Below are 21,427 nucleotides of genomic sequence, written 5' to 3' on the forward strand. Positions count from 1 at the left end.
AAATTCCGCAGAGATAAGGCAACTCTTGAGCGCCGAGCATTGAGCTTCATTTGGGGGCATCTCTAAAAGGACAGTATTTTTATGCCCCCAATTATGCCCCCAGCACAGGGTAGAAACCAGTAGACCACTGTAGATTCAGACAGACTATTTTCATTGTAACCATTGGATTATAAAAGGATTTATTGACCAAGAGAGAAAGCGGGAGATAGGCCTTGGCAGATCACAGGAATACCTAAAGAATCATTAAATACTGATATATAAGTAAAATATTAAAACATAAGTATGATTCTATACACTTTCCTATACACAATAGTTAATGCGGTGATATTTTAAGCAATTATTAGGGTGAAAACTCAGTAGGTATATATTTTCAATATCAGCCAAGAAAAAAAGATTTATAGAAAAACTGTTCACACTGTTCACTTTTGAATTTAATCATTTAAATACAATGGATTAGATGGTGATGAGTTAGTGACGAGTTTGGCAAAACTAGTCACTTGCTGTGAACAGTCGGCCATTGAATACAAAAACACCAGCCTAGGCCGGTGTGATTATTGTTGAGGTGCCAAGAGTTGTGGGACGAATTGGGGATAAAAGAAAGGCCTGCAAGCAGGCCTAAGTACACACTGATACATTGCTCCCCGGTGTTGGATGTATGAGGTTTGTACAACGCAACTATAAGTGTCGTAACTGATAGCGTCCAATGGGTTAGGCAGATCAATAACAGCATATTGATCGGTAGAAACGATCGTGATGCTGTTTATTCAATATGCTTCACATTTAGGCAACCAGTCGGCCTCGCAGTCTTTGTGCCGTCAGATAATCCCAGGCCTTATGAAATACCGACAACAGTTATTATGTTCTAAATAATATAATAAAACTTTTCTATAAATATACTTTAATTATTAGAATGGGATATCAAAATCAATGAATTTAACATCCCTAGATATTTTCAAATAGAAATGGTCCTCAATATATTTTTTAACCTCACTTATTAGAGTGACATCTTCATTGATAATATCAATTATATTTGCTGGCAATTTTTCCGTTTCTATATAAATAACATCTTCAGTTTTAGAGTTATATATATCTATAATTACAAAATCGATGTGGCGATCTAACTCATTAATAATTAATCGCTTTATTTTACTTTGATATTTTGCATTAAAGCTTGGAATCATTTCAATTCTTTTTCTAAAAACTGACAATATATCATTAAAGAATTCTACATAACATTTTGATATATAATCATAATTATATTTGTGCAACATGTCGTAATCTTTAAGAGCTGACTTAAAATTCTCTTTGGTAGTAAAGTGAATTTTTGCTGATACTGGCATGTTATTAATTATATAATTACTGATATATTGTTCACTACTTATTTCTGATGCTTTTACACTATCTTTATTGCACTTAATTAATATGATTTTACTATCTATTATTGATATGAGGTAAAAAAATAAACACTCTTCTGTTTTTTTCTATTTGGCAATGACTCAAGCTCATATGACTGCGATTTCATTAATGATGTAATAGATGAGAATATATTTTTGTCATTTTGTACTTTCCCGCTATCTAATTTCATTTCTTGAAACGCAAAAACATGATTATTTGGCTTGAATATCTTATTATATAATCTTCCTTTAGGTAAATAATTTTCAGCATGTGATTTTTCATTAAAAGTATATTTCAGCACAGGGTCATTAGACCATGAGTGAGTTGGGTGCCATTCAATATTTGGATCATCAAATTTTATATCTTTTGAAATTAACGCCCAAGCATCAGTTTCACTCTTTTTACAGCTGATTATCAAGGTGGTATATATACGGACACTTTCATAAGATACTGACTTATAGGCAATAATATCAATTTCTCTGATCGCTTTTTGAACATCATCAACATAATATTTATTATTAATAACGCTCCATCTGGAATCAATTAAAAGGGATGAGACTTCATGTTCAAGTATAAATCCAGTACTTTTCACATTCTCTTCGAAATTTATTAAGTTCATTTTCGCTCATACTCAATGAGTTTATCTATGAATAAAACATACCGAAAATATTGATAAATTAATAGAGAAACAATCTCATACTTTTTCAAAAACAGTTAATTAGGTGTTTTCATTAAATGGCATCATAAATTTAACAATTGTTGAACCGACCTGAGCCGGTTCAGTTTTTATCTTTATAATCTTATGGGATTTCACATTTAGGCAACCAGTCAGCCTCGCAGTCTTCACTTAATATCAGATTGGTTTGCATCCCCTGATTGGTCTTACGTTTCAATAAGGCTATTTCATATTCACTCAGGGTTTGCGGCACAGCGCGCCCGAATGCGGTCAGGCTCATTGGCCGTTGATGGCCGCGCGCCTCCATAAATGACAGGTAAGCGTGATACAGGTATTTACGCGGATTAGCCGGGATTATATTGGCATTCCCCATATACAGGCCATTGGGCGTATTAACCGCCAGCAGATAACCACAAAAATCAACCAGCGGGTCAGCACCGCGTTTAATCTCTAGCGCTTCATCCGAGTTCTGCTGTGCTTCGAGTAACATACGGGCATCATTGGGAGCAGTAAAACGCTGCATCAGGTGGCGCACCATTACCGCCAGCTCACCGGTAATTTTCGCCAACAACTGTGGATCACGCTCGTTAGCCGGGATGACTTCCGGGAACGGCAGAATAACCCGGCGACGGGATACGCCGCCGCTGCGGTCACTGAACTGCATCGGGTTGTTATTGACGGCCAGAATCACCGCCGGGATATGAGTGGAATAGGCATCTCGGTATTTCGGGTCTATGGCAACGGCATCGCCGCCAGTAATGGCTTTAATGCCGGCCCCGTCACCGCTCCAGCGCTCTTGGTCTGGCAGGATAATGAGAGAGAACCCCACCACCGAGGCACGTTCCCGCGACGATTCCAGCGTATCGATGGTAGCCGAGGTGGTATTGTCTTTACCGGCCAGTAAGCTGGCAATGGAGGCCATCACGCTTTTACCACTGCCGCCCGGCCCGGTCACCTCAAGGAACAGTTGCCAGTCATAGCGGTTCGCCAACACCATATAAAGCGCCGCGAGAATACGCTCCTGTTTCTCATGCTGTTGCCCGGCGGCCCGCGTTAACCAGCGCCAAAAGTGCGGGGCATGGTCGGACAGATTTTCCCCGGTTTTGGGCGGGGTGTAATCCACACTGTTCACGGTACGCAACCAGTGCGTTTTCTGGTGTGCGCTGAACTGGCCGGTAGTGGTATCAAATACCCCGTTACGAAAACCTATCAAGTGCCGGACGGGTGTTCCCATTTGTGGCACCATCAGCTTGAGCGTATCGAGTACGCTGTTTATCCCTGATGCTGAGAACGGGGCGCGGATTTTATGGAACAGAGCGGCAATCTCCCGACTCAGTACACGATACGGCAGCACCTGCCATGCCCCTTTCTCATAGCGGCACAGGTCTTCACCCACCTGTGGCACCGCCAATAAGTGCTGATAGTGCTCGGCTAATAGTTCGGCCTTTTCACTGGCGCTCATGGCTTTCAGGTCGGCGTCACTGAGCGTATCAAACGGGCTGGTCTGTTGCGGCTGATTGAATGCTTGTAACTGGGTCAGAGTAGCCAGTTTGCCTTGCTGCTGATAAACGTCGTTCCAGTCACCGACAACCGACGGCAACGCCAGCTTACCGCCGCTCAATTGGGCGGCCTCTGTTGCGCGGCTCTGGCCGGTGCCGTTCTCGTCATTATCGGCGGCCAACAATAGCAATGCATCCGGGTAGTGGGTACGCAACTGTTGCGCCAGTGCGGGCAGATTGTTAGCGCTGAGCGCGACACACACCGCTTCCCCGGTCAGGTGATGCACCGTTAGCCCGGTAGCATAGCCCTCTGTCAGCCAGATAACGGCGTTATCCTGCCCAGCCAAAAAATGACAGGCGGCTTTCACCTGCCCCCCGGCCAGTGTCCGCTTGTCACCGTCGGCGTTAATCAACTGAACATTAACCACTTCACCGGCACTGTCGGTTAGGGGAAATAACAGGTCGCCGGGCTGATAGGCAATACCCCCAACACGCAACGGTTTACCGTGTAATGTCAGCGTCTCCAGCTCTGGCCAGCCTTTGGCGGTCAGATAGGCATTCCCGGTCTGTAGTCTCGCTGCTGTCAGCAGTTGTTTAGCCTGTTCTGCGGCCTGCTGCCGTACTTGCGCTTTCTCCTGCGTTTCCTGTTCGGCATTGTGTGCCGGTAATGGCGGGAATGAGGGTTCCCCTAGCACCTCAGCCACTTTGCAGGCGGCTTCCTTGGTCGTGACCGCCAGCGCCTTTTCAACCAGATTCAGGCCATCGCCGCCGCCGCATTGGTTACAAAACCATGTGCCACGCCCTTGCAGGTTATCAAAGCGGAAACGGTCTTTACCGCCACACATTGGGCAGGGCTGCGCCCGACCTCCAGCGGTGATATGAATACCAAGAGCAGGGAGCAATACCGGCCACTGGCCGGTGGCTGCACGTGAGGTTTTTGAAACGTTTAATAGTGTCATTCTCTGTTTTTCCTCAGTGCAGGGTGGTTTGACTGGTTGTGGTTATCTGCGCTTGGCAAAGCTCATCCATCATTTTTTGCCCTAATACTGTCAGGCGCGGCGGAGCCAGCAAAATATCCGGCTGCACCATGTCACTGAGCATGGTACAGGCCATATCCATACCGGCTTCTGGCCCGTGCTGGCGCACAAAGTAGCCCTCAATATCCATCGCAATGGTCATTTGTAATTCATCCAGCGAGTAACCAAGGCTCACCCCGTGAGACACGCAGGTATCCAGATAGGCATGGGCTAACGCACGGCGATAAACAGCGGTACGGACTTCAACGGGCAGACAGGATTGATTCAGGGTATTCATACGATAGGTGCCTCCATGCGGGATAAAATTTGAGATTCGCAGGTGTTCATCACCTGTCCGAGCTGGTCAGTCAGTAACGCCACCATTGAGGCGAACGATTCAGGCGACGGCGGGGTAATGCCGTGCAACAGACTGCTTTGCGTTTCCAACATATCGAGGAACGTCACACCGACATTGTGTGCATGCTGGAGACGTAAGAAATCGGCGTGAGGGATGCTGTACTGCGTATCAAAGTCATAACGGGCGGCAAGGGTATTCATGCGACCTCCCCCAGTGGCAGACGGCCAGCAAACGACAGGATGTAGTCACGGGTTAAACGCAGGCGGGCATTTTTCTCACTGCTGGCGGTGGTACGCAACATGCAGGGACGCGCCGTTAATTCAGTACGGCGAACAGCAGCAAACAGATAGATAAATTGCGGGTGTAACGGGGTGAGGGATGTAGCCATAGTGGCAGCCTCCATTGAGTCATGGTTATTGCTACCACCGAAGTTCCTACGCTTATGGGTGGTAGCCCAGACGGGGGTAGGAATACCGGCCTCAATGGATACCGGCCAGCCCGAAGGCTGCCCCGCCTGAGCCACCATTGCTTGATAGCGACAGCGGTGTAGAAACCACTGCGCAAAAAACTGGTAGGCCGAGGCCACGACATAAAAAAACACGCCTGGCGCGTGTTGAGTCGCCATTGAGTAACACGGGTTCCTACGCCCGGCTGTCGATTTTGCGACAGCACGGCGACTATAACGCAAGGCCTGCAAAAAATGCAAGCCAGAGAAAAGCCCTTTATGCGGGATGAGCGTCATCGGTTTAACAGTCAGTCTGAATATCAGGCTTGGGCTGAGCAGGAGCACGGGAGTAGAAATTGGCCTGTGCTGGCGTACTCGGCGCATTGCCTGACATCACTTGCACCACGCCGTTTAGCTGGCTGCGGTACTTGGGTAAAGCAAGGCCGGGTTGTTGCTGCGCAATTTGGAACGCCTCAGCGATGTACTGCACGTCTCCATCATTCAGAGTGAAGAATTGCTCGCCGACTTTTAGAGTGATCATGCTGATACCCCCTGACGGTTAGCAATACGCTCTGCCATCCAGCCCTCAATCTCAGAGGCCAGCCATGCGACGTTCTTACCGCCGAGGGAAATCTGTGCGGGGAAGTGGTCACGGCTAATCAGTTCATAAATGGTCGAGCGGGATAATGCGGTGGTGTTAATCACTTCAGGCAAACGCATAAAGCGGTCACGAGGGTAGTGTGTTGCCATGGGTGGTGGCGTATTGGATAGAGCCTGTTGGGTCATTGCAAGCATGAAAAGCTACCTTGTTGTTGTCCGGCCATATACCGCCGGGTTTGCTGGGATTCAGTTGGGTAGCTCCCTATTGTGAGAATATTTTTATCTGATGCAACAAGCCGTTGTTGTGTGATTTCCCACAACAAACACGCGTAAAAATGACGGTATTTGACTCTCTGGGTCTATGTGGGTGTATTCGGGTATATGTGTGGAAGGGGTGTTTTTTTGTACTGAGTCGTTAAAGCTAAAATGAATTAAAAGACATTGATTGATATTAAAATGCTCTAAAAAGAGTGGTGGTGGTTGAGCACAACAGTGAGGGTTTTGCCTGCTTTTTAAGCTAGCCAGAGAAAAAGCTCTTTTTAACCCAGTGAACAGTAGTGAACACTTGGTGAATAGTTTCAAATGAACTGTTCACCCTTTTATTTATTGATTATTAATACTTTTTTCCTAAAGTGAAGAGTAGTGAACAGTTTTTATAAAACTATTATTTTTATGGCCTTTTTAGCTTGATGTGCAGAGTGTGTTGTATGGGGGATGGTACAACGAGCATTGATTGAGACGTTGTGTGAGAGCTTGCAAAATGACTCCACCTTGACTGAGACGGAGTTATAACTAGATGAGCCAAACAACCCCACACCCGATTACGCCCACCCTTGAAAACTTCAAAGTGGCGAAAGCGCAACACCTGAAGAATGAAGCAACCTACGAAGAAATTATTGCCTCCATTGCCCGTAGCCAGCAAAAACAGCGCGACGCGGAAAATCACAGTCAACAGGCTGATGGCAGTTGGCGCAAACTGTTTCGGAGTTTGCGCGGTGAAATGACGGATGAACTACAAACTGAACATATCCGTCGGATTTCACAGCGGGAGCTGGCACAAGAATTCGGGCATCTGATTGAAGAGCTGGAGTTGGATAAAGATTACACGTCACTGCAATTATGTGCTTCTGCAAGACCTTATAAAGACACGCATAGAGTAGCGTTGATGGAATACGCGAGGCTGGAAATGTCTGCTGCGATGAAAACCCTGTCACCCGAACTCATCCGGGCAGCGAAAATAATGGTAGCTGCGAACGAACTCTACACAGACTCATCACCGGCGAAGGCACTGGGTACACTGACAGCGACTCTTCTTTCATTAGCGGGGCTTTATTCGTTTGATATGGAGAAAGAATCGATATTAGCCGAACTCACACTACAACAACCACAACCGGGTTATGTGGACTCTACTCTGAATAATAGCCCGATAAAGCGGATGCAACTGGGCAAGCTGATACAGGAAAAGCGGGAGAAACTCAATCCAACCGGGGAACCGTCAATATGATGCGTTGTCCAGTATGTAAACATGCGTCTCATACTCGCGCCAGTCGCTATTTATCTGAGCAAACCAAAGAAGCGTATTATCAGTGTCAGAATATAGAATGTTCTTGTACCTTTAAATCGATTGAGAGTGTGGATAAAATAATTACCCGCCCTCCGATTAAAGAGCCTGAAATAATACCAGAGGTTATTCTACCAGAGCGAAAAGTATTAAATCGTTACGGCTCTAACGCACGAATTCATTAATAGTCTCACCCCGTCTGTAACCTCTCAAGGCGGGGGATTTTCTCCCGCTCTCGTCACTTCGCCCTTGCCGTTTAAGGGCTTTTTTTCTGGCTAGCCTGCCAAAATGAGCACTGCATGCATATAGTGCATGAATTTGCATGCAACACCCCAGCATCAAAACACCTGAAACACCGCACCACAAGGGCTTGTAGGCTCTCTATGTCATGCATGAAAAGTGCATGATAAAGTCAGAGCGCGTAGGCGGGGGACCATTGCGCGCAAGCGCAAATCAAACATATGTTGACTAGACAACTTTGGCAGTATAAGAATATTATTAATCACTAACTTAAAGTAATACATTGAATATTATAAGGATAAAAATGCGCCTAAAAGCTTTTCGTATTAATCATTATAGATCAATTAATTCAGAAGTCAGATTAGATACATTAAAAGGATTATCAATAGTCGGACCTAATAATTGTGGAAAAACCAATATTCTAAAAGGTATTAAAACTTTCTTCTCTGCTAAAGATGATGATGGTGCCTATTCATATAAGAGAGATATTCCTTTTGGAAGTAAAACTGGTCAGTCAAGTTTCACTGCAACCTTTGAGTTTGATGAAAATGATACACTAAAAGAACAATTCAATGAATTATTCGAAATGGTTGAAATAACATCACAAGATTTAAATGAGATAAATCTATACCTTACATTCTCTAATAAAGGGAATCCGTCATATGGTTTTTTTAAAGGTGTTAAAAGAAAAGAGGGTGTAAAATCTAATACATATACATATTTAGAACGAAAACTTGTGGACAAATTACTTAATTGTTTCGAATGCGTATATGTACCGTCAGCTAAAAGTGTAGAGCAATTATATAATACTTTAGTAATGCCATACCTTAGAAAAGTAGCATCAGATAAACTCAGTAACTCATTGCAGGTTCTCAAAGATGGACTGAAAGAAATATCGGAAAGTGTAGATACTGAACTCAGAGAATGCGGTATAGATGGCTACTCTACAGAATTCAAAGTTCCAGATGATCAACTCGAAAAAATCATTAGTGGGTTTGATTTTTCAATAACAGACACTGAAGAAACTGATATATTCAATAAAGGGATGGGTATACAATGCACTGCTTTATTTTCAACATTCTCATGGATTTCAAAAAAGAAAAAAACAGAAGAGGATAAAAGTCTAATATGGCTTATCGAAGAGCCTGAGTCATTCTTACACCCTGAGCTTACACGAAGCTGCAATAAAATACTTGATAATCTGAAAGATCATGCTTATGTTGTTCTGACTACACATTCATTATCATTTGTACATCAAGATACCAGAAAAGTTATTGGAGTTGAGAAAGTAGATGGGAAAACCACACCGATAAAATTTAAGACATACCCTGAAGCCACTAAAAAAATAAGAGAATCACTCGGCATAAAATTTAGTGATTTCTTTAATTTAGATAAATACAATATATTCTTGGAAGGACCAACTGACAAAGAATATTTTACTTGGTTCCTTGATATTACCTCTAGTGATCCCGAAATGGGAGTAATGTGGCAAGAATTACGAAAAGCTAAGTTTGAAGATTTCGGAGGAGTAAAATTCCTAACTGGATTCTTAAGAGCAAATTTTCAATTTTTATATAAAGAAACTATTTGCATCAGTGTTTTTGATGGAGATAAAGAAGGTAGTGATGAGCGGCAAAATATTCAAAGTTTTATAAGAGGAAAACTCCAAATACCTTTCGAACCTAATCGTGATTTCATATCTATAAGAAGTGGGTTTGCTGTAGAAGGATTATTTCCCGATGAATGGATTAAAGAGGCATACGCACAAAGCCCTACATGGTTTGATAATTACTCTGTAGATGCAGCTAATACTGTTGAACCATTCAAAATAAATGATACAAAAAAGAGATCATTCCTCAATTTTATGTGTTCCCACGAACGTGATACAGAAAAAGAATGGGCAATACATTGGATAGCTGTATGTAATGCTTTAGATAACGCCATAGTAAAAAAAATACGAATCTATTAATTAATTTAGATATGAGACAACCGAAATTGCCCCATATTATTATGGGGCAAGACAGTCTGAATACCACTGCAACATCTCTCTTCGCTTTTCAAGATACTGCGCATGGTTATAAGTACCGCGAATACTATTCTTATCAACGTGAGCCAATTGTAGCTCTATCCATGCACTATCATAGCCTTGCTCATGCAATATCGTTGACATGGTATGTCTAAATCCGTGACCCGTCGCACGGCCTTTATAACCCAGTAATTCAATGACCTGATTTACTGTTTCTTTACTTATAGGCTTTTTACGGTCATTTCGTCCAATGAAAATATAAGGATAATGTCCGGTGATAGGTAAGAGCTGTTTAAATAGGGCTATAACCTGCGTAGACAACGGCACGATATGAGGGCGGCGCATCTTCATTCGTTCTGCTGGAATCTCCCACAAGCCGCTCTCAAGATCGATTTCCTGCCAAGTAGCAAAACGCATTTCCTTAGTTCGTACACCAGTCAACATCAGTATCTTTGCGGCGTTCTTGGTTATAATACTGCCGGTGTAACCCTCTAGGTCACGAATAAAATATGGCATCTCTTCGGCAGACAGGAACGGGTAGTGCTGTTTCTTTGGCGTACTTAATGCGCTGGCAAGGTCAGGGGCGGGATTATATTCAGCCCGGCCGGTAATGATGGCATAGCGAAAGACTTCCCCGCAGCGCTGGCGTACTTTACGCGTTTTTTCTAAGGCTCCGCGCTTTTCGATACGTTGAAGCACATCAAGTAATTCCAGCGGTGTGATTTCTGCAATTGGCCGTTTACCAATATACGGGAATATATCCGCCTCAAAGGTACTCATGATTTCTTCCCTATATCCCAAAGACCAACGATCCGCTTTAGCTTTATGCCACTCGCGGCTAATGGCCTCAAAAGAGTTTTCCGATGAAAGCCGCTGCGCCAACTTCTCAGCCTTTTTCACCTCTGCGGGATCTGTTCCATCTGCAACCTGTTTACGTGCCACATCTCGCTTAGAGCGAGCTTCAGCAAGGGATATCAAGTCATAAGTCCCTAATGACATTAATCGGGCTTTACCGGCAAAACGATAGCGAAAGCGCCACCCTTTGCTGCCGTTAGGTTCAATTAAGAGTGATAGCCCTTGCCCGTCACTCAGGGTATAGGCTTTTTCTTGTGGTTTAGCACGGCGAATCTGGATATCTGAAAGTGGCATGTGTATAGCTCAAAAAGGTATAGGGTAATTCTATACCCTTTACTATACACAATTGTTACGGATTTAGAGAGATAAGCTCGGACACCTACGGACAATAAAACGCTATATCTATTGGTTTTACTGGGGTTTTAGGACTTTTGGGGAGTAATACGGAAGAGCTTTGGCGGAAGATCACAGGAGTCGAACCTGCCAGGGACCGCTGGCGGCCCCATCTGGATTTGAAGTCCAGCCGCCCCACCGGGGACGATGATCTTCCATCTGGAAGATGGGTAGTAAGTCGGTGATTATAGCGTGTTTATTATATGACGCTATTCATTCGATAGGCGCAGTGAATAAATCTCCTTCGAAAATTGGATGATAGAATCATCATTAGCGGCTCAAAAACAGTTAATAGCTGACTTCGCCATATTTATCACGATGCTCTTTCGGGGTAATTGAATAACCTTTTTTGAATACCGAATAGAAATATTGCAGCGAGGGATAACCACACATTTGTGAGATTTCATTAATAGGTAATGAAGTTGCAGACAACAAATTGAGCGCCCGATCGAGTTTTTCTTCATGGATAACGCCATGAATAGTCTGCCCAATATCATCTTTAAAGCGCTTTTCCAGATTCGATCGCGACATCCCAACGGCATCTAGCACCTGTTCAACCTTAATCCCTTTACAAGCATGATGGCGGATATAATGCATCGCCTGAATCACGGCGGGATCGCGCAATGAGCGGAAATCCGTCGAGCGCCGCGCCATTACTTTCACCGGCGGCACCAAAATGCGCTGTAATGGCGGGGTTTCTTGTTGTTTCTGGCGTTGATTGAGGCGCTGGTGCAGTAACTTAGCCGCCCGATAGCCCATTTGCCGCGTCCCTTGCACGACCGATGAAAGTGCCACCCGCGATAAATATCGAGTTAACTCTTCATTATCAATGCCAATCACACTCAATTTCTCCGGTACAGCAATATCCAAATGCTCACATACTTGTAATAAATGCCGCGCCCGAGCATCTGTTACCGCAATGATCCCCGTCTGATGTGGCAGCGTTTGTACCCAGTCCGCCAACCGGTTTTGGGTATATTGCCAATTAGCCGGAGCAGTGGCCATTCCCTGATAAACCACCCCTTGATATTGCTCTGCCGCCACTAATTGCCGGAAAGCATATTCCCGCTCCTGCGCCCAACGCTTATCACTACTGGCGGGTAGGCCGTAAAATGCAAAACGGTTTAAACCCTTTTCTTTCAAATGCATAAAAGCGGCTTCAACCAAGGCGGTATTATCGGTCGCGATATAATCTACCGGTGGATAATCTTCTGGTTGATGATATGACCCTCCGACGCCGATAATCGGTACATCGACATTTTCCAGCAATTGCTCTATTTGCCGATCATCAAAATCAGCAATAACACCGTCACCCAACCAGTCCCGAATATTATCAATACGGCAGCGAAAATCCTCTTCGATAAAAATATCCCAATCACATTGGGATGCCTGCAAATATTCGCCAACACCTTCCACCACTTGCCGGTCGTACACTTTATTAGCGTTAAATAGCAAAGTTATCCGGTAGCGTTTCTCGAACATGGAAATGGCTCCTGAAATAGATGGGAAAGGGATATAACAGACAAAGAGATCAATGCAGTATGGCATTGATCTCTTTGCAAAGATGGGATCAGACTCGGCGTTTGGTAGCGGAATCCATCCACACCGCCAGCAGCAAAATTGCGCCTTTAACAATGTACTGCCAGAAAGTCGGTACATCCAGCATGCTCATCCCATTATCGAGAGAAGCCATGATAAATGCGCCCATGACCGCACCTGCTACACTACCAATCCCGCCGGCTAGACTGGTGCCACCAATGACACAGGCGGCAATCGCATCCAGTTCAGCAATATTACCGGCAGACGGCGAACCGGCCCCCAGCCGTGAACTAAGAATCAAACCCGCTATTGCCACCATCAATCCATTGATAGCAAATACCGCGAGTTTGGTGCGCTCTACATTAATCCCCGACAAACGGGCGGCGTCGATGTTGCCCCCAATGGCATAGATCCGGCGACCAAAAGCGGTGCGAGTGGCCATAAAAATACCTGCCAGCATCAGTGCTGTGAGAATCAATACCGGCGTAGGGACACCCCGATAATCATTCAGTAAATATATAGCGCCAAGAACGATAACTGCGGTAATAGTCTGACGAGTAACATCCCCTTGTGGAGCCGCAACCGGCAAACCCAGCCGGATACGATGGCTGCGCCGACGCCATTGCCACACCACGAACAACATTAACCCAATGGCACCAATACCAAATCCGAAGCCATTGGGCAGATAACTTTGACCAATCTGCGACATAGCATTACTGGTCGGCGACACCGTGGTGCCGTTGGTGATTCCAATTAAAATGCCGCGAAAAGCCAGCATCCCCGCCAAAGTAACAATAAATGACGGCACTTTGCGATAAGCAACCCACCAACCATTCCATGCGCCGAGTACTAGCCCCAATCCGAGGGTGACAACAATAGTCAGAGGTAGTGGCCAACCGAGCCACACATCAAAAATGGCCGCCGCGCCACCCAATAACCCCATCATCGAGCCAACCGACAAGTCAATTTCTGCCGAAATAATGACAAAAACCATTCCCACCGCCAAAATGCCGGTGATTGCCGTTTGGCGAAGTAAGTTCGAGATATTCCTGGCGCTGAGATAGGCCCCTTCAGTGGTGAAAGTGAAAAACAGCATAATAATGGCGATAGCCGCCAACATGACAAAAACTTGCAAATTGACCGATTTTAGTCGAAATAATGGCTTTTTATCGCCATTTTCGGGTGTATTTACTTCAGTTTGATTAGCTTGCGACATGGGTTTCACTCCTGAGTGCGGCTTCCATGACCTTTTCTTGCGTCAGATTATGGTTAATAAGATCGGCTTTGATGCGCCCTTGATGCATGACCAACACCCGATCGCTTAATCCCAAGACCTCCGGTAATTCAGAGGAAATCACAATGACCGCAATTCCCTGCTGGACCAATTGGTTGATAAGTTTATAAATTTCATATTTTGCGCCGATGTCTATACCACGCGTCGGTTCATCGAGGATCAAAATCCGTGGGTTCAGCAGCAAGCATTTGGCTAAAATAGCTTTTTGTTGATTGCCCCCACTGAGTCGGGCAATCGCCAGCTCTGAAGAGGAGGTTTTCACCTTTAACCGGGCCAGAGATTGCACAATTGTCGACTGTTCTTTGGCATCATCCAGCATGCTAAAAGAGCCAGTGAAATCATCTAACGCAGCCAGTGTGATATTAGCCCCCACACCCATAACCGGTATGATGCCGTCTTTCTTGCGATCTTCCGGCACCATGGCAATGCCGAGTTTCATGGCTTGCTGGCAATGATTGATGGTCACCGCTTTACCATCAATGAATATTTCTCCCTGCCAGCGGCCTGGGTAAACACCAAACAAGCATTGCACGGTTTCTGTTCGACCAGAGCCGACCAGCCCGGCAATGCCCAATATCTCTCCGCGTCTCAGAGAGAAAGAGACCTTATCCACTCGGCGAATATGGCGGTTTACCGGGTGCCAGGCGCAGATATTTTCCACCCGCAGAATTTCCTCACCAATGTGGTGGGCTTCGTGTGGATAAAGCTCTTTAAGTTCGCGGCCCACCATCATGGCGATAATGTCATCTTCGCTCATGGTCGCCGCAGGGCGAGTCCCAATATGGCGGCCATCGCGGATCACACAGATATGATCGGATATCGCTTTTACTTCATTTAATTTGTGTGAGATGTAAATACAGGCAATGCCGTGATTCCGTAGATCACGGATAATATCCAGCAAAATAGCGGTTTCACTTTCTGTCAAAGACGCTGTCGGCTCATCCAATACCAACAACCGGACTTGTTTATTCAGCGCTTTTGCAATTTCGACTAATTGTTGCTGCCCAAGCCCCAATTCCCCCACTGGAGTATTCGGGTCTACCACCAGTTTTACTTGTGCCAGCATCCGTTGACAACGCAAGTACATGGCGTCGTAATCCATAATGCCAAAACGCCCCCACTCAGAACCAAGGAACATATTTTCCAGCACCGACATTTGCTTTACCAAAGCTAATTCCTGATGAATTATCGCAATACCTTTTTGTTCCGTTTCACGAATATTTTTAGCTTGAAGCGTTTCACCTGAAAAAATGATTTCTCCCTGATAGGAACCTGTGGGGTAAATACCACATAACACTTTCATTAGTGTGGATTTCCCAGAGCCATTCTCACCACACAACGATAATACTTGCCCGGCTTCCAGTGTCAGGCTGATATTATCTACCGCCTTAACGACACCGAATTGCTTAGTAATATTTTTCATTTCCAGCAGGTTGGGCATAATTTCCTCCATATATCTTTTATTCTTGAAGTTGCAGCATGATTAGCTACAACCTCAAGAAATTCGGATATATTAAACATCGAAAAAGCAATTAATAAACATCAGCTTTTTTGTGGAAACCATCAGCAATAATTGTGCTGTCGATATTGTTTTTATCCACTTGAATCGGTGTCAGTAAATAAGCTGGGACATCTTTTATTCCGTTATTTAATTGACTATTTGCTTTCGGCGCTTCGCCTTTACCCAAAGACACAGCAATTTCTGCGGCATCATTGGCTAATTTACTGATGGGTTTATATACGGTCATGGTTTGGGTGCCCGCAACAATACGTTTTATTGCTGCTAAATCAGCATCCTGCCCAGAAATAGCCACTTTGCCCGCCAGTCCTTGTGCTGCTAACGCCTGAATAGCCCCACCGGCGGTGGCATCATTAGACGCCACAACAGCATCAATTTTGTTATTGTTAGCTGTTAGAGCATTCTCCATGATTTTTAAGGCATTTTCCGGTAACCAGGCATCAACCCACTGATCACCAACAATTTTTATTTTCCCTTCTTTTATCAATGGATTAAGCACTGTCATCTGCCCCTGGCGGAACAGTTTGGCATTGTTGTCGACCGGCGAGCCACCCATCAGGAAATAATTACCCTGAGGTACCCGCTCAACCAAACTTTTAGCTTGTAACTCACCCACTTTTTCATTATCGAAGGAGATATAAAAATCAATATCAGCATTATTTATCATACGGTCATAAGCTAATACTTTTATACCTTCTCGCTTTGCCTCGGCGATCACATTACTTAATACTTGCCCGTTATAAGGAATAATAACCAGCACATCGACACCACGGTTAATCATATTTTCAATCTGTGACATTTGGGTTTCTTCATTGCCATTTGCCGATTGAACAAATACTTTAGCGCCGAGGGACTCAGCTTTGTTAACAAAAATATCGCGGTCTTTCTGCCAACGTTCAAGACGAAGATCGTCTATCGCCATCCCGATTTTAATTTCTTTACTGAATCCGGGCTGGCTAAACATTACCAGAGCGGCGCATGCGGAGAGTAAAATGTTCTTAAATTTCATCTTTCAGTACCTTTCTTATTGTGCAAGCAGGGTAAGAGAAACGGTAAACATCAACTGCAATAGGGATTGTTATCGCTTATTTGCACATCGGCAATTACAGATTTTCGTCCGCCAATTATGTTTTTTGGTTTAATGTTAATTTTATGATAACGATCATGTTTTCTTTCCTGCAAAATGCATAATTCCAGTCAGAGATGTTATCCATATAATGAATATCAGAAAGTTTCTATAATTAATCGGGTATTTATGAGATCTACACCACAATTAATAATTCTCTGAATTTAAGTGTGAAATAACGTAATTGTGAGAATCGCCAACAACTCCGAAGATAAAAGCTCATTAGCCCGATAACGCGGGTCAGCTTCCAAGGAGTATTGCATGCAATCTTATTTTAATGAATTAGAACAAGTGCGTTACGAAGGCAGCCAGAGCACTAACCCACTGGCATTTCATCACTACAATCCGGATGAAATTATCCTTGGTAAGCGAATGGCCGATCACCTGCGGTTCGCCGCCTGCTACTGGCATACTTTCTGCTGGGGCGGGGCGGATATGTTTGGCAGCAATGCGTTTGAACGCCCATGGCAGCAGGCCGGCGATGCACTCACACTAGCCAAACGCAAAGCCGATGTGGCTTTTGAATTCTTCCATAAACTGAATGTGCCTTATTACTGCTTCCACGATGTGGATGTTTCACCCGAAGGCGCATCATTAAAAGAATATCTGAATAATTTTGCCGTCATGACGGATGTATTGGCCGAGAAACAAGAGAGTAGCGGCGTAAAATTATTATGGGGCACAGCTAACTGCTTCACTCACCCGCGCTACGGTGCTGGGGCCGCGACCAATCCAGATCCAGAAGTTTTTAGCTGGGCTGCGACCCAAGTCTTTACCGCCATGAATGCCACCCAAAAGCTCGGCGGTGAAAACTATGTATTGTGGGGCGGCCGTGAAGGTTATGAAACGCTGTTAAATACCGATTTACGGCAAGAACGTGAGCAAATTGGCCGCTTTATGCAAATGGTGGTCGAACATAAACATAAAACCGGCTTCCAGGGCACCTTGTTAATTGAGCCAAAGCCACAAGAACCGACCAAGCATCAGTATGATTATGATGTTGCTACTGTTTATGGTTTCCTTAAGCAGTTTGGGCTGGAAAAAGAGATCAAAGTTAATATTGAAGCCAACCATGCCACTTTGGCCGGGCACTCTTTCCATCATGAGATTGCCAGCGCGATTGCATTAGGTATTTTCGGCTCTGTGGATGCCAACCGTGGCGACCCGCAATTGGGTTGGGATACAGACCAGTTCCCAAACAGTGTGGAAGAAAATGCACTGGTGATGTTTGAAATCCTTAAAGCTGGAGGGTTCACTACCGGCGGGTTGAATTTTGATGCCAAAGTACGCCGCCAAAGCACCGATAAATACGACCTGTTCTATGGTCATATCGGGGCGATGGACACCATGGCATTAGCCTTGAAAATTGCAGCGAAAATGATTGAAGATGGTCAGTTAGATCAGCAAGTTGCGAAACGTTATGCCGGTTGGAATACAGAGTTGGGCCAGCAAATTTTGAAAGGCAAACTGTCGCTGGAAGATTTGGCGCGCTATGCCGGTCAACATAATCTGAACCCACAGCACCACAGTGGGCATCAAGAGCAACTGGAAAATCTGGTTAACCGCTATATCTTCGGCTGATAGTTTTATTTATCTGATGTCTGCATCGAATAGATGAGATTTTGTTGAAAAATAGCTGATAGGCGTTATTGGTGCCAGCAGTTTGGACCTGACCAGCGCACAGAAACCGGAGCGTACACGCAGTACGTGAGGATTTCGAGCACTGCTCAGGTTCAAAATGGCAAGTAAAATAGCCTATTAATATGAGGAACACATATGTACCTTGGCATCGATCTAGGCACCTCCGGCGTTAAAGCCATTCTCCTGGCCGAAAACGGGCAAGTTATTGCCAGCCAAGGTGCTGCATTATCCGTTTCCCGCCCACATCCTTTATGGTCTGAGCAAAACCCCGCCGATTGGTGGCAAGCCACTGATCAAGCTATGCAATCCTTAGCCGCAGACCATGATTTAAAACAGGTAAAAGCCCTCGGGCTGACCGGCCAAATGCACGGCGCAACCTTGCTGGATAAACAGCATCGGGTGCTGCGTCCGGCTATTTTATGGAATGATGGCCGCAGTTTTGCCCAGTGCCAAGCACTGGAAAAATCAGTACCAGAATCCCGCCAGATTACCGGTAATCTGATGATGCCGGGCTTTACCGCACCGAAGCTAAAATGGCTGGCAGAATATGAGCCAGATATTTTTAATTGCATTGATAAGGTGCTCTTACCCAAAGATTATTTACGTTTTCTGATCAGTGGTGATTTTGCCAGTGATATGTCCGATGCCGCCGGAACAATGTGGCTCGATGTAGCAAAACGCGACTGGAGCGATGAAATGCTGGCGGCCTGCGGCCTAAATCGCCGGCACATGCCCGCCCTCTTCGAAGGTAGCCAAATTACCGGCCATGTCAGTGCCGATATTGCGCGCCGCTGGGGCATTAACCCGGTTCCGGTGGTTGCTGGCGGAGGTGATAATGCTGCCGGAGCAATCGGGGTGGGCTTGTATCAAACCGGGCAGGCGATGTTGTCGCTGGGCACATCTGGCGTCTATTTTGCGGTCAGTGAGGGTTTTTTGAGTAACCCTGCCAGCGCCGTGCACAGCTTTTGCCATGCTTTGCCGAACACTTGGCACTTGATGTCAGTAATGTTGAGCGCTGCATCATGTCTTGATTGGGCTTGCCAACTCACTGGGGCCGAGAGTGTCCCTGCGCTGATTGATGAAGTGGAAAATACGCCGCAAGCCGCCACGCCAGTGTGGTTCCTGCCCTATCTTTCCGGCGAACGAACTCCCCATAACAACCCAAATGCTAAAGGGGCTTTCTGGGGCTTTACCCATGAACATCGCCGGGCAGATTTAGCCCGTGCGGTATTGGAAGGAGTAGGATTTGCTTTAGCCGACGGAATGGATGCCCTGCATGCCAGTGGATTACAGCCCAAATCGGTCACATTAATTGGTGGCGGAGCACGAAGCCCTTATTGGCGTCAAATGCTAGCAGATATTAGCGGCCAAACGTTGGAGTATCGAACTGGAGGTGATGTCGGCCCTGCTTTAGGTGCCGCCCGATTAGCCCAAATTGCTCTCAATCCGGATATTCCATTAGCTGATTTATTGCCTGCACTGCCACTGGAGCAAACACATTTTCCAGATGCACTGCGCCATCAGAATTATGCTGCTCGTCGCGTCATCTTTAAAAAGCTTTATCAGCAATTACTGCCATTATGTCAATAAGCTAAATTGTGTGAATAAGCTAAAGTGCAGGCTATAAGGCACCACAGGTTGTGGAGAGAATTATTTCTTTTCCACAGCCTGAATCTGGCAATGACCTATCGAGCAGTTAACATGACGAATGATCATCTGACCAAAATCATCTATATAGCCGATGCTATAATGGTCGCCACTATATCCGGGAGTCTTGATGGACTCAGTGTTAAATGGCGCAATCATGACACTGTCAAAACCGGGGAAATTACCGCGATTATCCTGATTTAAATGCCCTAGCGTGACGTAATACGGCGTAGGATTATGAATTTTAAGAATTTCTCTTTGCTGGCTGAACTGCAATTTCTCCTGCCAGACACTCTTATTATCCGCTTTAATCGCCGCTGGCCGATAAAATAATTTTATTTTGCTTTGGATTGCTATTTGTACCGCATCAGTTACTTCACTCTTCGTCGGTATTTCCCGTACATTAAAATAGAACAAAGTTTCACGGTCAGTGGCTAACTGTTCCACATCCGGTAGCGAGATAATGCGTACTAAGGTTTTTTGACCCGCATCAATCCGCTGTATCGGGGGCAACACAGATAATGGGCTTTCCACTTTTTGTCCGGCTGTATTTTCTAACCAAGCTTGCGCCAAATAAGGCGATTTCTCGCTTTTATTTTGCAAAACAATGCTGGCTGATGTGTCCGCACTATTGAAAATAATCCGCGTTCTATCCAGATTGATTGCCGCCTGACTCACTCCCGTGCCAAGCAAAAGCGCTATTCCCATCAGGACGTTATTTAACTGATAGCTTTTCTTTATCAACATCGCGTTATTAAGGTCTTTCATGGTTTATTCCATTCCAATGTATATCGTCTTGCCGTGAATAACGTTTTTCCTTAATCAGTGTTTTCGGCCAATAAACTATTTTAATGAATATTTTTCTTATTAACTTTTTAATCTACTGGAGCGGAAGTGAAATCTGGTCCCTTTTATCCCCTATGATGGCCGGATTTGGCATTCCGTTCAGCCTAAAACCCACTAATAATGGAGCCATACCCATATGGTGGAGGGCCGGAAATGACTAACAGCGCATTACTGATCATTGATGTTCAACAATCTTTCGAACATAAATCTTTTTGGCAGCAAGAAGACTTACCCGCTTTCTCTATAGCGCTGAACCAACTGATTGCGGGCTGTAAACAGCGGGACATTGCACTAGTGGATGTCTTCCATGTTGCTCCTGATGGCCCGTTTTCATTGGCTTCTGGCTATGTGAAGCCCATGTCGCTGGTATCCCATCAAGCGGATGTCACCGTGCATAAACGGGTGCATAATGCACTGACCGACTCAGGGCTGGATCAATGGCTTAAAGAGCGGCAAATAAATCACCTGATTATTGCTGGCATGCGCACTGAACAATGTTGTGAAACCACAGCGCGCGTGGCGTCAGATTTGGGTTATCAAGTCACTTTTGTCACGGATGCCACATTGACATTCCCTATGACTCAGCCTAATGGCATTGTCTTGAGTAGTGCTGAATTAAAATTACGCACCGAAACCGTGCTCATCGACCGGTTTGCCGCGGTTCGTACCGTAGCAGAAACATTGCATGCCCTGGATGAATCATGCAATAAATGATATTCAACCAAAGCACCTGATATCCCCTATCGCCAAA

The 21,427-nt window shown here is 45.1% G+C and carries 20 protein-coding genes and 1 tRNA gene; 6 read left to right on the plus strand and 15 right to left on the minus strand.

From position 1 onward, the window contains the following. Positions 1-905 precede the first annotated feature (905 nt). The 8 genes from DXZ79_RS20005 to DXZ79_RS20040 all read right to left on the minus strand — a co-directional run bounded on the left by DXZ79_RS20005 (position 906) and on the right by DXZ79_RS20040 (position 6,184). The gene (locus DXZ79_RS20005) at positions 906-1,340 is read right to left on the minus strand and encodes a hypothetical protein (protein WP_162928764.1); all 435 of its coding nucleotides are present in this window, start codon (positions 1,338-1,340) and stop codon (positions 906-908) included. A 98-nt stretch (positions 1,341-1,438) separates the two neighbouring features. Continuing rightward, on the minus strand, positions 1,439-2,014 hold the full coding sequence (locus tag DXZ79_RS20010) for a hypothetical protein (protein ID WP_120011574.1): 576 nt from the start codon (positions 2,012-2,014) through the stop codon (positions 1,439-1,441). A gap of 181 nt (positions 2,015-2,195) precedes the next feature. Next, complete coding sequence (locus DXZ79_RS20015) at positions 2,196-4,529, minus strand: primase-helicase zinc-binding domain-containing protein (RefSeq protein WP_120011575.1); 2,334 nt, start codon at positions 4,527-4,529, stop codon at positions 2,196-2,198. A gap of 13 nt (positions 4,530-4,542) precedes the next feature. Then, the gene (locus DXZ79_RS20020; RefSeq protein ID WP_042547991.1) at positions 4,543-4,884 is read right to left on the minus strand and encodes a DUF5375 family protein; all 342 of its coding nucleotides are present in this window, start codon (positions 4,882-4,884) and stop codon (positions 4,543-4,545) included. Continuing rightward, a complete protein-coding gene (locus tag DXZ79_RS20025) occupies positions 4,881-5,144 on the minus strand; it encodes a hypothetical protein (RefSeq protein ID WP_050109210.1) in 264 nt (87 codons plus the stop codon). Before DXZ79_RS20025 ends, DXZ79_RS20020 begins: the two co-directional genes overlap by 4 nt. Further along, complete coding sequence (locus DXZ79_RS20030) at positions 5,141-5,686, minus strand: host cell division inhibitor Icd-like protein (protein WP_057648052.1); 546 nt, start codon at positions 5,684-5,686, stop codon at positions 5,141-5,143. Before DXZ79_RS20030 ends, DXZ79_RS20025 begins: the two co-directional genes overlap by 4 nt. A gap of 4 nt (positions 5,687-5,690) precedes the next feature. Next, a complete protein-coding gene (locus DXZ79_RS20035) occupies positions 5,691-5,930 on the minus strand; it encodes a hypothetical protein (RefSeq protein ID WP_244942301.1) in 240 nt (79 codons plus the stop codon). After that, entirely contained in the window at positions 5,927-6,184 is a 258-nt protein-coding gene (locus DXZ79_RS20040; protein ID WP_025381895.1) for a helix-turn-helix transcriptional regulator, read from the minus strand. Before DXZ79_RS20040 ends, DXZ79_RS20035 begins: the two co-directional genes overlap by 4 nt. A 601-nt stretch (positions 6,185-6,785) precedes the next feature. Here DXZ79_RS20040 and DXZ79_RS20045 point away from each other — a divergent pair. The 3 genes from DXZ79_RS20045 (at position 6,786) to DXZ79_RS20055 (ending at position 9,759) form a co-directional block, all read left to right on the plus strand. Then, positions 6,786-7,493, plus strand: a complete 708-nt coding sequence (locus tag DXZ79_RS20045; RefSeq protein ID WP_099529055.1) for an aldehyde dehydrogenase — start codon at positions 6,786-6,788, stop codon at positions 7,491-7,493. Next, positions 7,490-7,735 (plus strand): ogr/Delta-like zinc finger family protein, encoded by a 246-nt coding sequence (locus DXZ79_RS20050; protein ID WP_042817718.1) that lies wholly within the window; start codon positions 7,490-7,492, stop codon positions 7,733-7,735. Before DXZ79_RS20045 ends, DXZ79_RS20050 begins: the two co-directional genes overlap by 4 nt. 359 nt (positions 7,736-8,094) lie before the next feature. Next, the gene (locus DXZ79_RS20055) at positions 8,095-9,759 is read left to right on the plus strand and encodes an ATP-dependent nuclease (RefSeq protein ID WP_120011576.1); all 1,665 of its coding nucleotides are present in this window, start codon (positions 8,095-8,097) and stop codon (positions 9,757-9,759) included. Positions 9,760-9,798: 39 nt separating this feature from the next. Here DXZ79_RS20055 and DXZ79_RS20060 read toward each other — a convergent pair whose 3' ends face one another. The 6 genes from DXZ79_RS20060 to xylF form a co-directional block, all read right to left on the minus strand. Then, positions 9,799-10,965, minus strand: coding sequence for a tyrosine-type recombinase/integrase (locus DXZ79_RS20060; protein ID WP_120011577.1), 1,167 nt, complete (start codon positions 10,963-10,965; stop codon positions 9,799-9,801). 161 nt (positions 10,966-11,126) lie between these two features. Then, positions 11,127-11,221, minus strand: a tRNA-Sec gene (locus DXZ79_RS20750). Between the two features lie 131 nt (positions 11,222-11,352). Next, the gene (gene xylR, locus DXZ79_RS20070; protein WP_120011579.1) at positions 11,353-12,546 is read right to left on the minus strand and encodes a D-xylose utilization transcriptional activator XylR; all 1,194 of its coding nucleotides are present in this window, start codon (positions 12,544-12,546) and stop codon (positions 11,353-11,355) included. Between the two features lie 88 nt (positions 12,547-12,634). Continuing rightward, positions 12,635-13,819 carry a xylose ABC transporter permease XylH gene (xylH, locus tag DXZ79_RS20075; protein WP_038637527.1) on the minus strand — a complete coding sequence of 395 codons (1,185 nt, stop codon included), beginning with the start codon at positions 13,817-13,819 and terminating at the stop codon, positions 12,635-12,637. Beyond that, the gene (locus DXZ79_RS20080) at positions 13,806-15,338 is read right to left on the minus strand and encodes a xylose ABC transporter ATP-binding protein (RefSeq protein WP_038637530.1); all 1,533 of its coding nucleotides are present in this window, start codon (positions 15,336-15,338) and stop codon (positions 13,806-13,808) included. Before DXZ79_RS20080 ends, xylH begins: the two co-directional genes overlap by 14 nt. A 91-nt stretch (positions 15,339-15,429) precedes the next feature. After that, positions 15,430-16,425 (minus strand): D-xylose ABC transporter substrate-binding protein, encoded by a 996-nt coding sequence (gene xylF, locus DXZ79_RS20085; RefSeq protein WP_038637534.1) that lies wholly within the window; start codon positions 16,423-16,425, stop codon positions 15,430-15,432. A 378-nt stretch (positions 16,426-16,803) separates the two neighbouring features. On the opposite strand from xylF, the gene xylA reads away from it, so the two are divergent. Both xylA and xylB read left to right on the plus strand, forming a co-directional pair. After that, complete coding sequence (xylA, locus tag DXZ79_RS20090) at positions 16,804-18,123, plus strand: xylose isomerase (protein WP_038637537.1); 1,320 nt, start codon at positions 16,804-16,806, stop codon at positions 18,121-18,123. Between the two features lie 195 nt (positions 18,124-18,318). Further along, complete coding sequence (gene xylB / locus DXZ79_RS20095; protein ID WP_038637540.1) at positions 18,319-19,773, plus strand: xylulokinase; 1,455 nt, start codon at positions 18,319-18,321, stop codon at positions 19,771-19,773. Between the two features lie 60 nt (positions 19,774-19,833). Here the strand turns inward: xylB and DXZ79_RS20100 are convergent, their stop codons facing one another. Further along, complete coding sequence (locus tag DXZ79_RS20100; RefSeq protein ID WP_038637543.1) at positions 19,834-20,598, minus strand: fimbrial biogenesis chaperone; 765 nt, start codon at positions 20,596-20,598, stop codon at positions 19,834-19,836. A gap of 231 nt (positions 20,599-20,829) precedes the next feature. On the opposite strand from DXZ79_RS20100, the gene DXZ79_RS20105 reads away from it, so the two are divergent. Further along, the gene (locus DXZ79_RS20105; protein ID WP_038637547.1) at positions 20,830-21,390 is read left to right on the plus strand and encodes a cysteine hydrolase family protein; all 561 of its coding nucleotides are present in this window, start codon (positions 20,830-20,832) and stop codon (positions 21,388-21,390) included. Positions 21,391-21,427: the final 37 nt, after the last annotated feature.

It is taken from the genome of Yersinia rochesterensis (assembly GCF_003600645.1).
Lineage (GTDB): Bacteria > Pseudomonadota > Gammaproteobacteria > Enterobacterales > Enterobacteriaceae > Yersinia > Yersinia rochesterensis.

Excerpts from the sequence above, each read along its gene's own strand:
- DXZ79_RS20005 (WP_162928764.1), bottom strand. The coding sequence starts at position 1,340 with ATGCCAGTATCAGCAAAAATTCACTTTACTACCAAAGAGAATTTTAAG.
- DXZ79_RS20010 (WP_120011574.1), bottom strand. The coding sequence starts at position 2,014 with ATGAACTTAATAAATTTCGAAGAGAATGTGAAAAGTACTGGATTTATA.
- DXZ79_RS20015 (WP_120011575.1), bottom strand. The coding sequence starts at position 4,529 with ATGACACTATTAAACGTTTCAAAAACCTCACGTGCAGCCACCGGCCAG.
- DXZ79_RS20020 (WP_042547991.1), bottom strand. The coding sequence starts at position 4,884 with ATGAATACCCTGAATCAATCCTGTCTGCCCGTTGAAGTCCGTACCGCT.
- DXZ79_RS20025 (WP_050109210.1), bottom strand. The coding sequence starts at position 5,144 with ATGAATACCCTTGCCGCCCGTTATGACTTTGATACGCAGTACAGCATC.
- DXZ79_RS20030 (WP_057648052.1), bottom strand. The coding sequence starts at position 5,686 with ATGACGCTCATCCCGCATAAAGGGCTTTTCTCTGGCTTGCATTTTTTG.
- DXZ79_RS20035 (WP_244942301.1), bottom strand. The coding sequence starts at position 5,930 with ATGATCACTCTAAAAGTCGGCGAGCAATTCTTCACTCTGAATGATGGA.
- DXZ79_RS20040 (WP_025381895.1), bottom strand. The coding sequence starts at position 6,184 with ATGCTTGCAATGACCCAACAGGCTCTATCCAATACGCCACCACCCATG.
- DXZ79_RS20045 (WP_099529055.1), top strand. The coding sequence starts at position 6,786 with ATGAGCCAAACAACCCCACACCCGATTACGCCCACCCTTGAAAACTTC.
- DXZ79_RS20050 (WP_042817718.1), top strand. The coding sequence starts at position 7,490 with ATGATGCGTTGTCCAGTATGTAAACATGCGTCTCATACTCGCGCCAGT.
- DXZ79_RS20055 (WP_120011576.1), top strand. The coding sequence starts at position 8,095 with ATGCGCCTAAAAGCTTTTCGTATTAATCATTATAGATCAATTAATTCA.
- DXZ79_RS20060 (WP_120011577.1), bottom strand. The coding sequence starts at position 10,965 with ATGCCACTTTCAGATATCCAGATTCGCCGTGCTAAACCACAAGAAAAA.
- xylR (WP_120011579.1), bottom strand. The coding sequence starts at position 12,546 with ATGTTCGAGAAACGCTACCGGATAACTTTGCTATTTAACGCTAATAAA.
- xylH (WP_038637527.1), bottom strand. The coding sequence starts at position 13,819 with ATGTCGCAAGCTAATCAAACTGAAGTAAATACACCCGAAAATGGCGAT.
- DXZ79_RS20080 (WP_038637530.1), bottom strand. The coding sequence starts at position 15,338 with ATGCCCAACCTGCTGGAAATGAAAAATATTACTAAGCAATTCGGTGTC.
- xylF (WP_038637534.1), bottom strand. The coding sequence starts at position 16,425 with ATGAAATTTAAGAACATTTTACTCTCCGCATGCGCCGCTCTGGTAATG.
- xylA (WP_038637537.1), top strand. The coding sequence starts at position 16,804 with ATGCAATCTTATTTTAATGAATTAGAACAAGTGCGTTACGAAGGCAGC.
- xylB (WP_038637540.1), top strand. The coding sequence starts at position 18,319 with ATGTACCTTGGCATCGATCTAGGCACCTCCGGCGTTAAAGCCATTCTC.
- DXZ79_RS20100 (WP_038637543.1), bottom strand. The coding sequence starts at position 20,598 with ATGAAAGACCTTAATAACGCGATGTTGATAAAGAAAAGCTATCAGTTA.
- DXZ79_RS20105 (WP_038637547.1), top strand. The coding sequence starts at position 20,830 with ATGACTAACAGCGCATTACTGATCATTGATGTTCAACAATCTTTCGAA.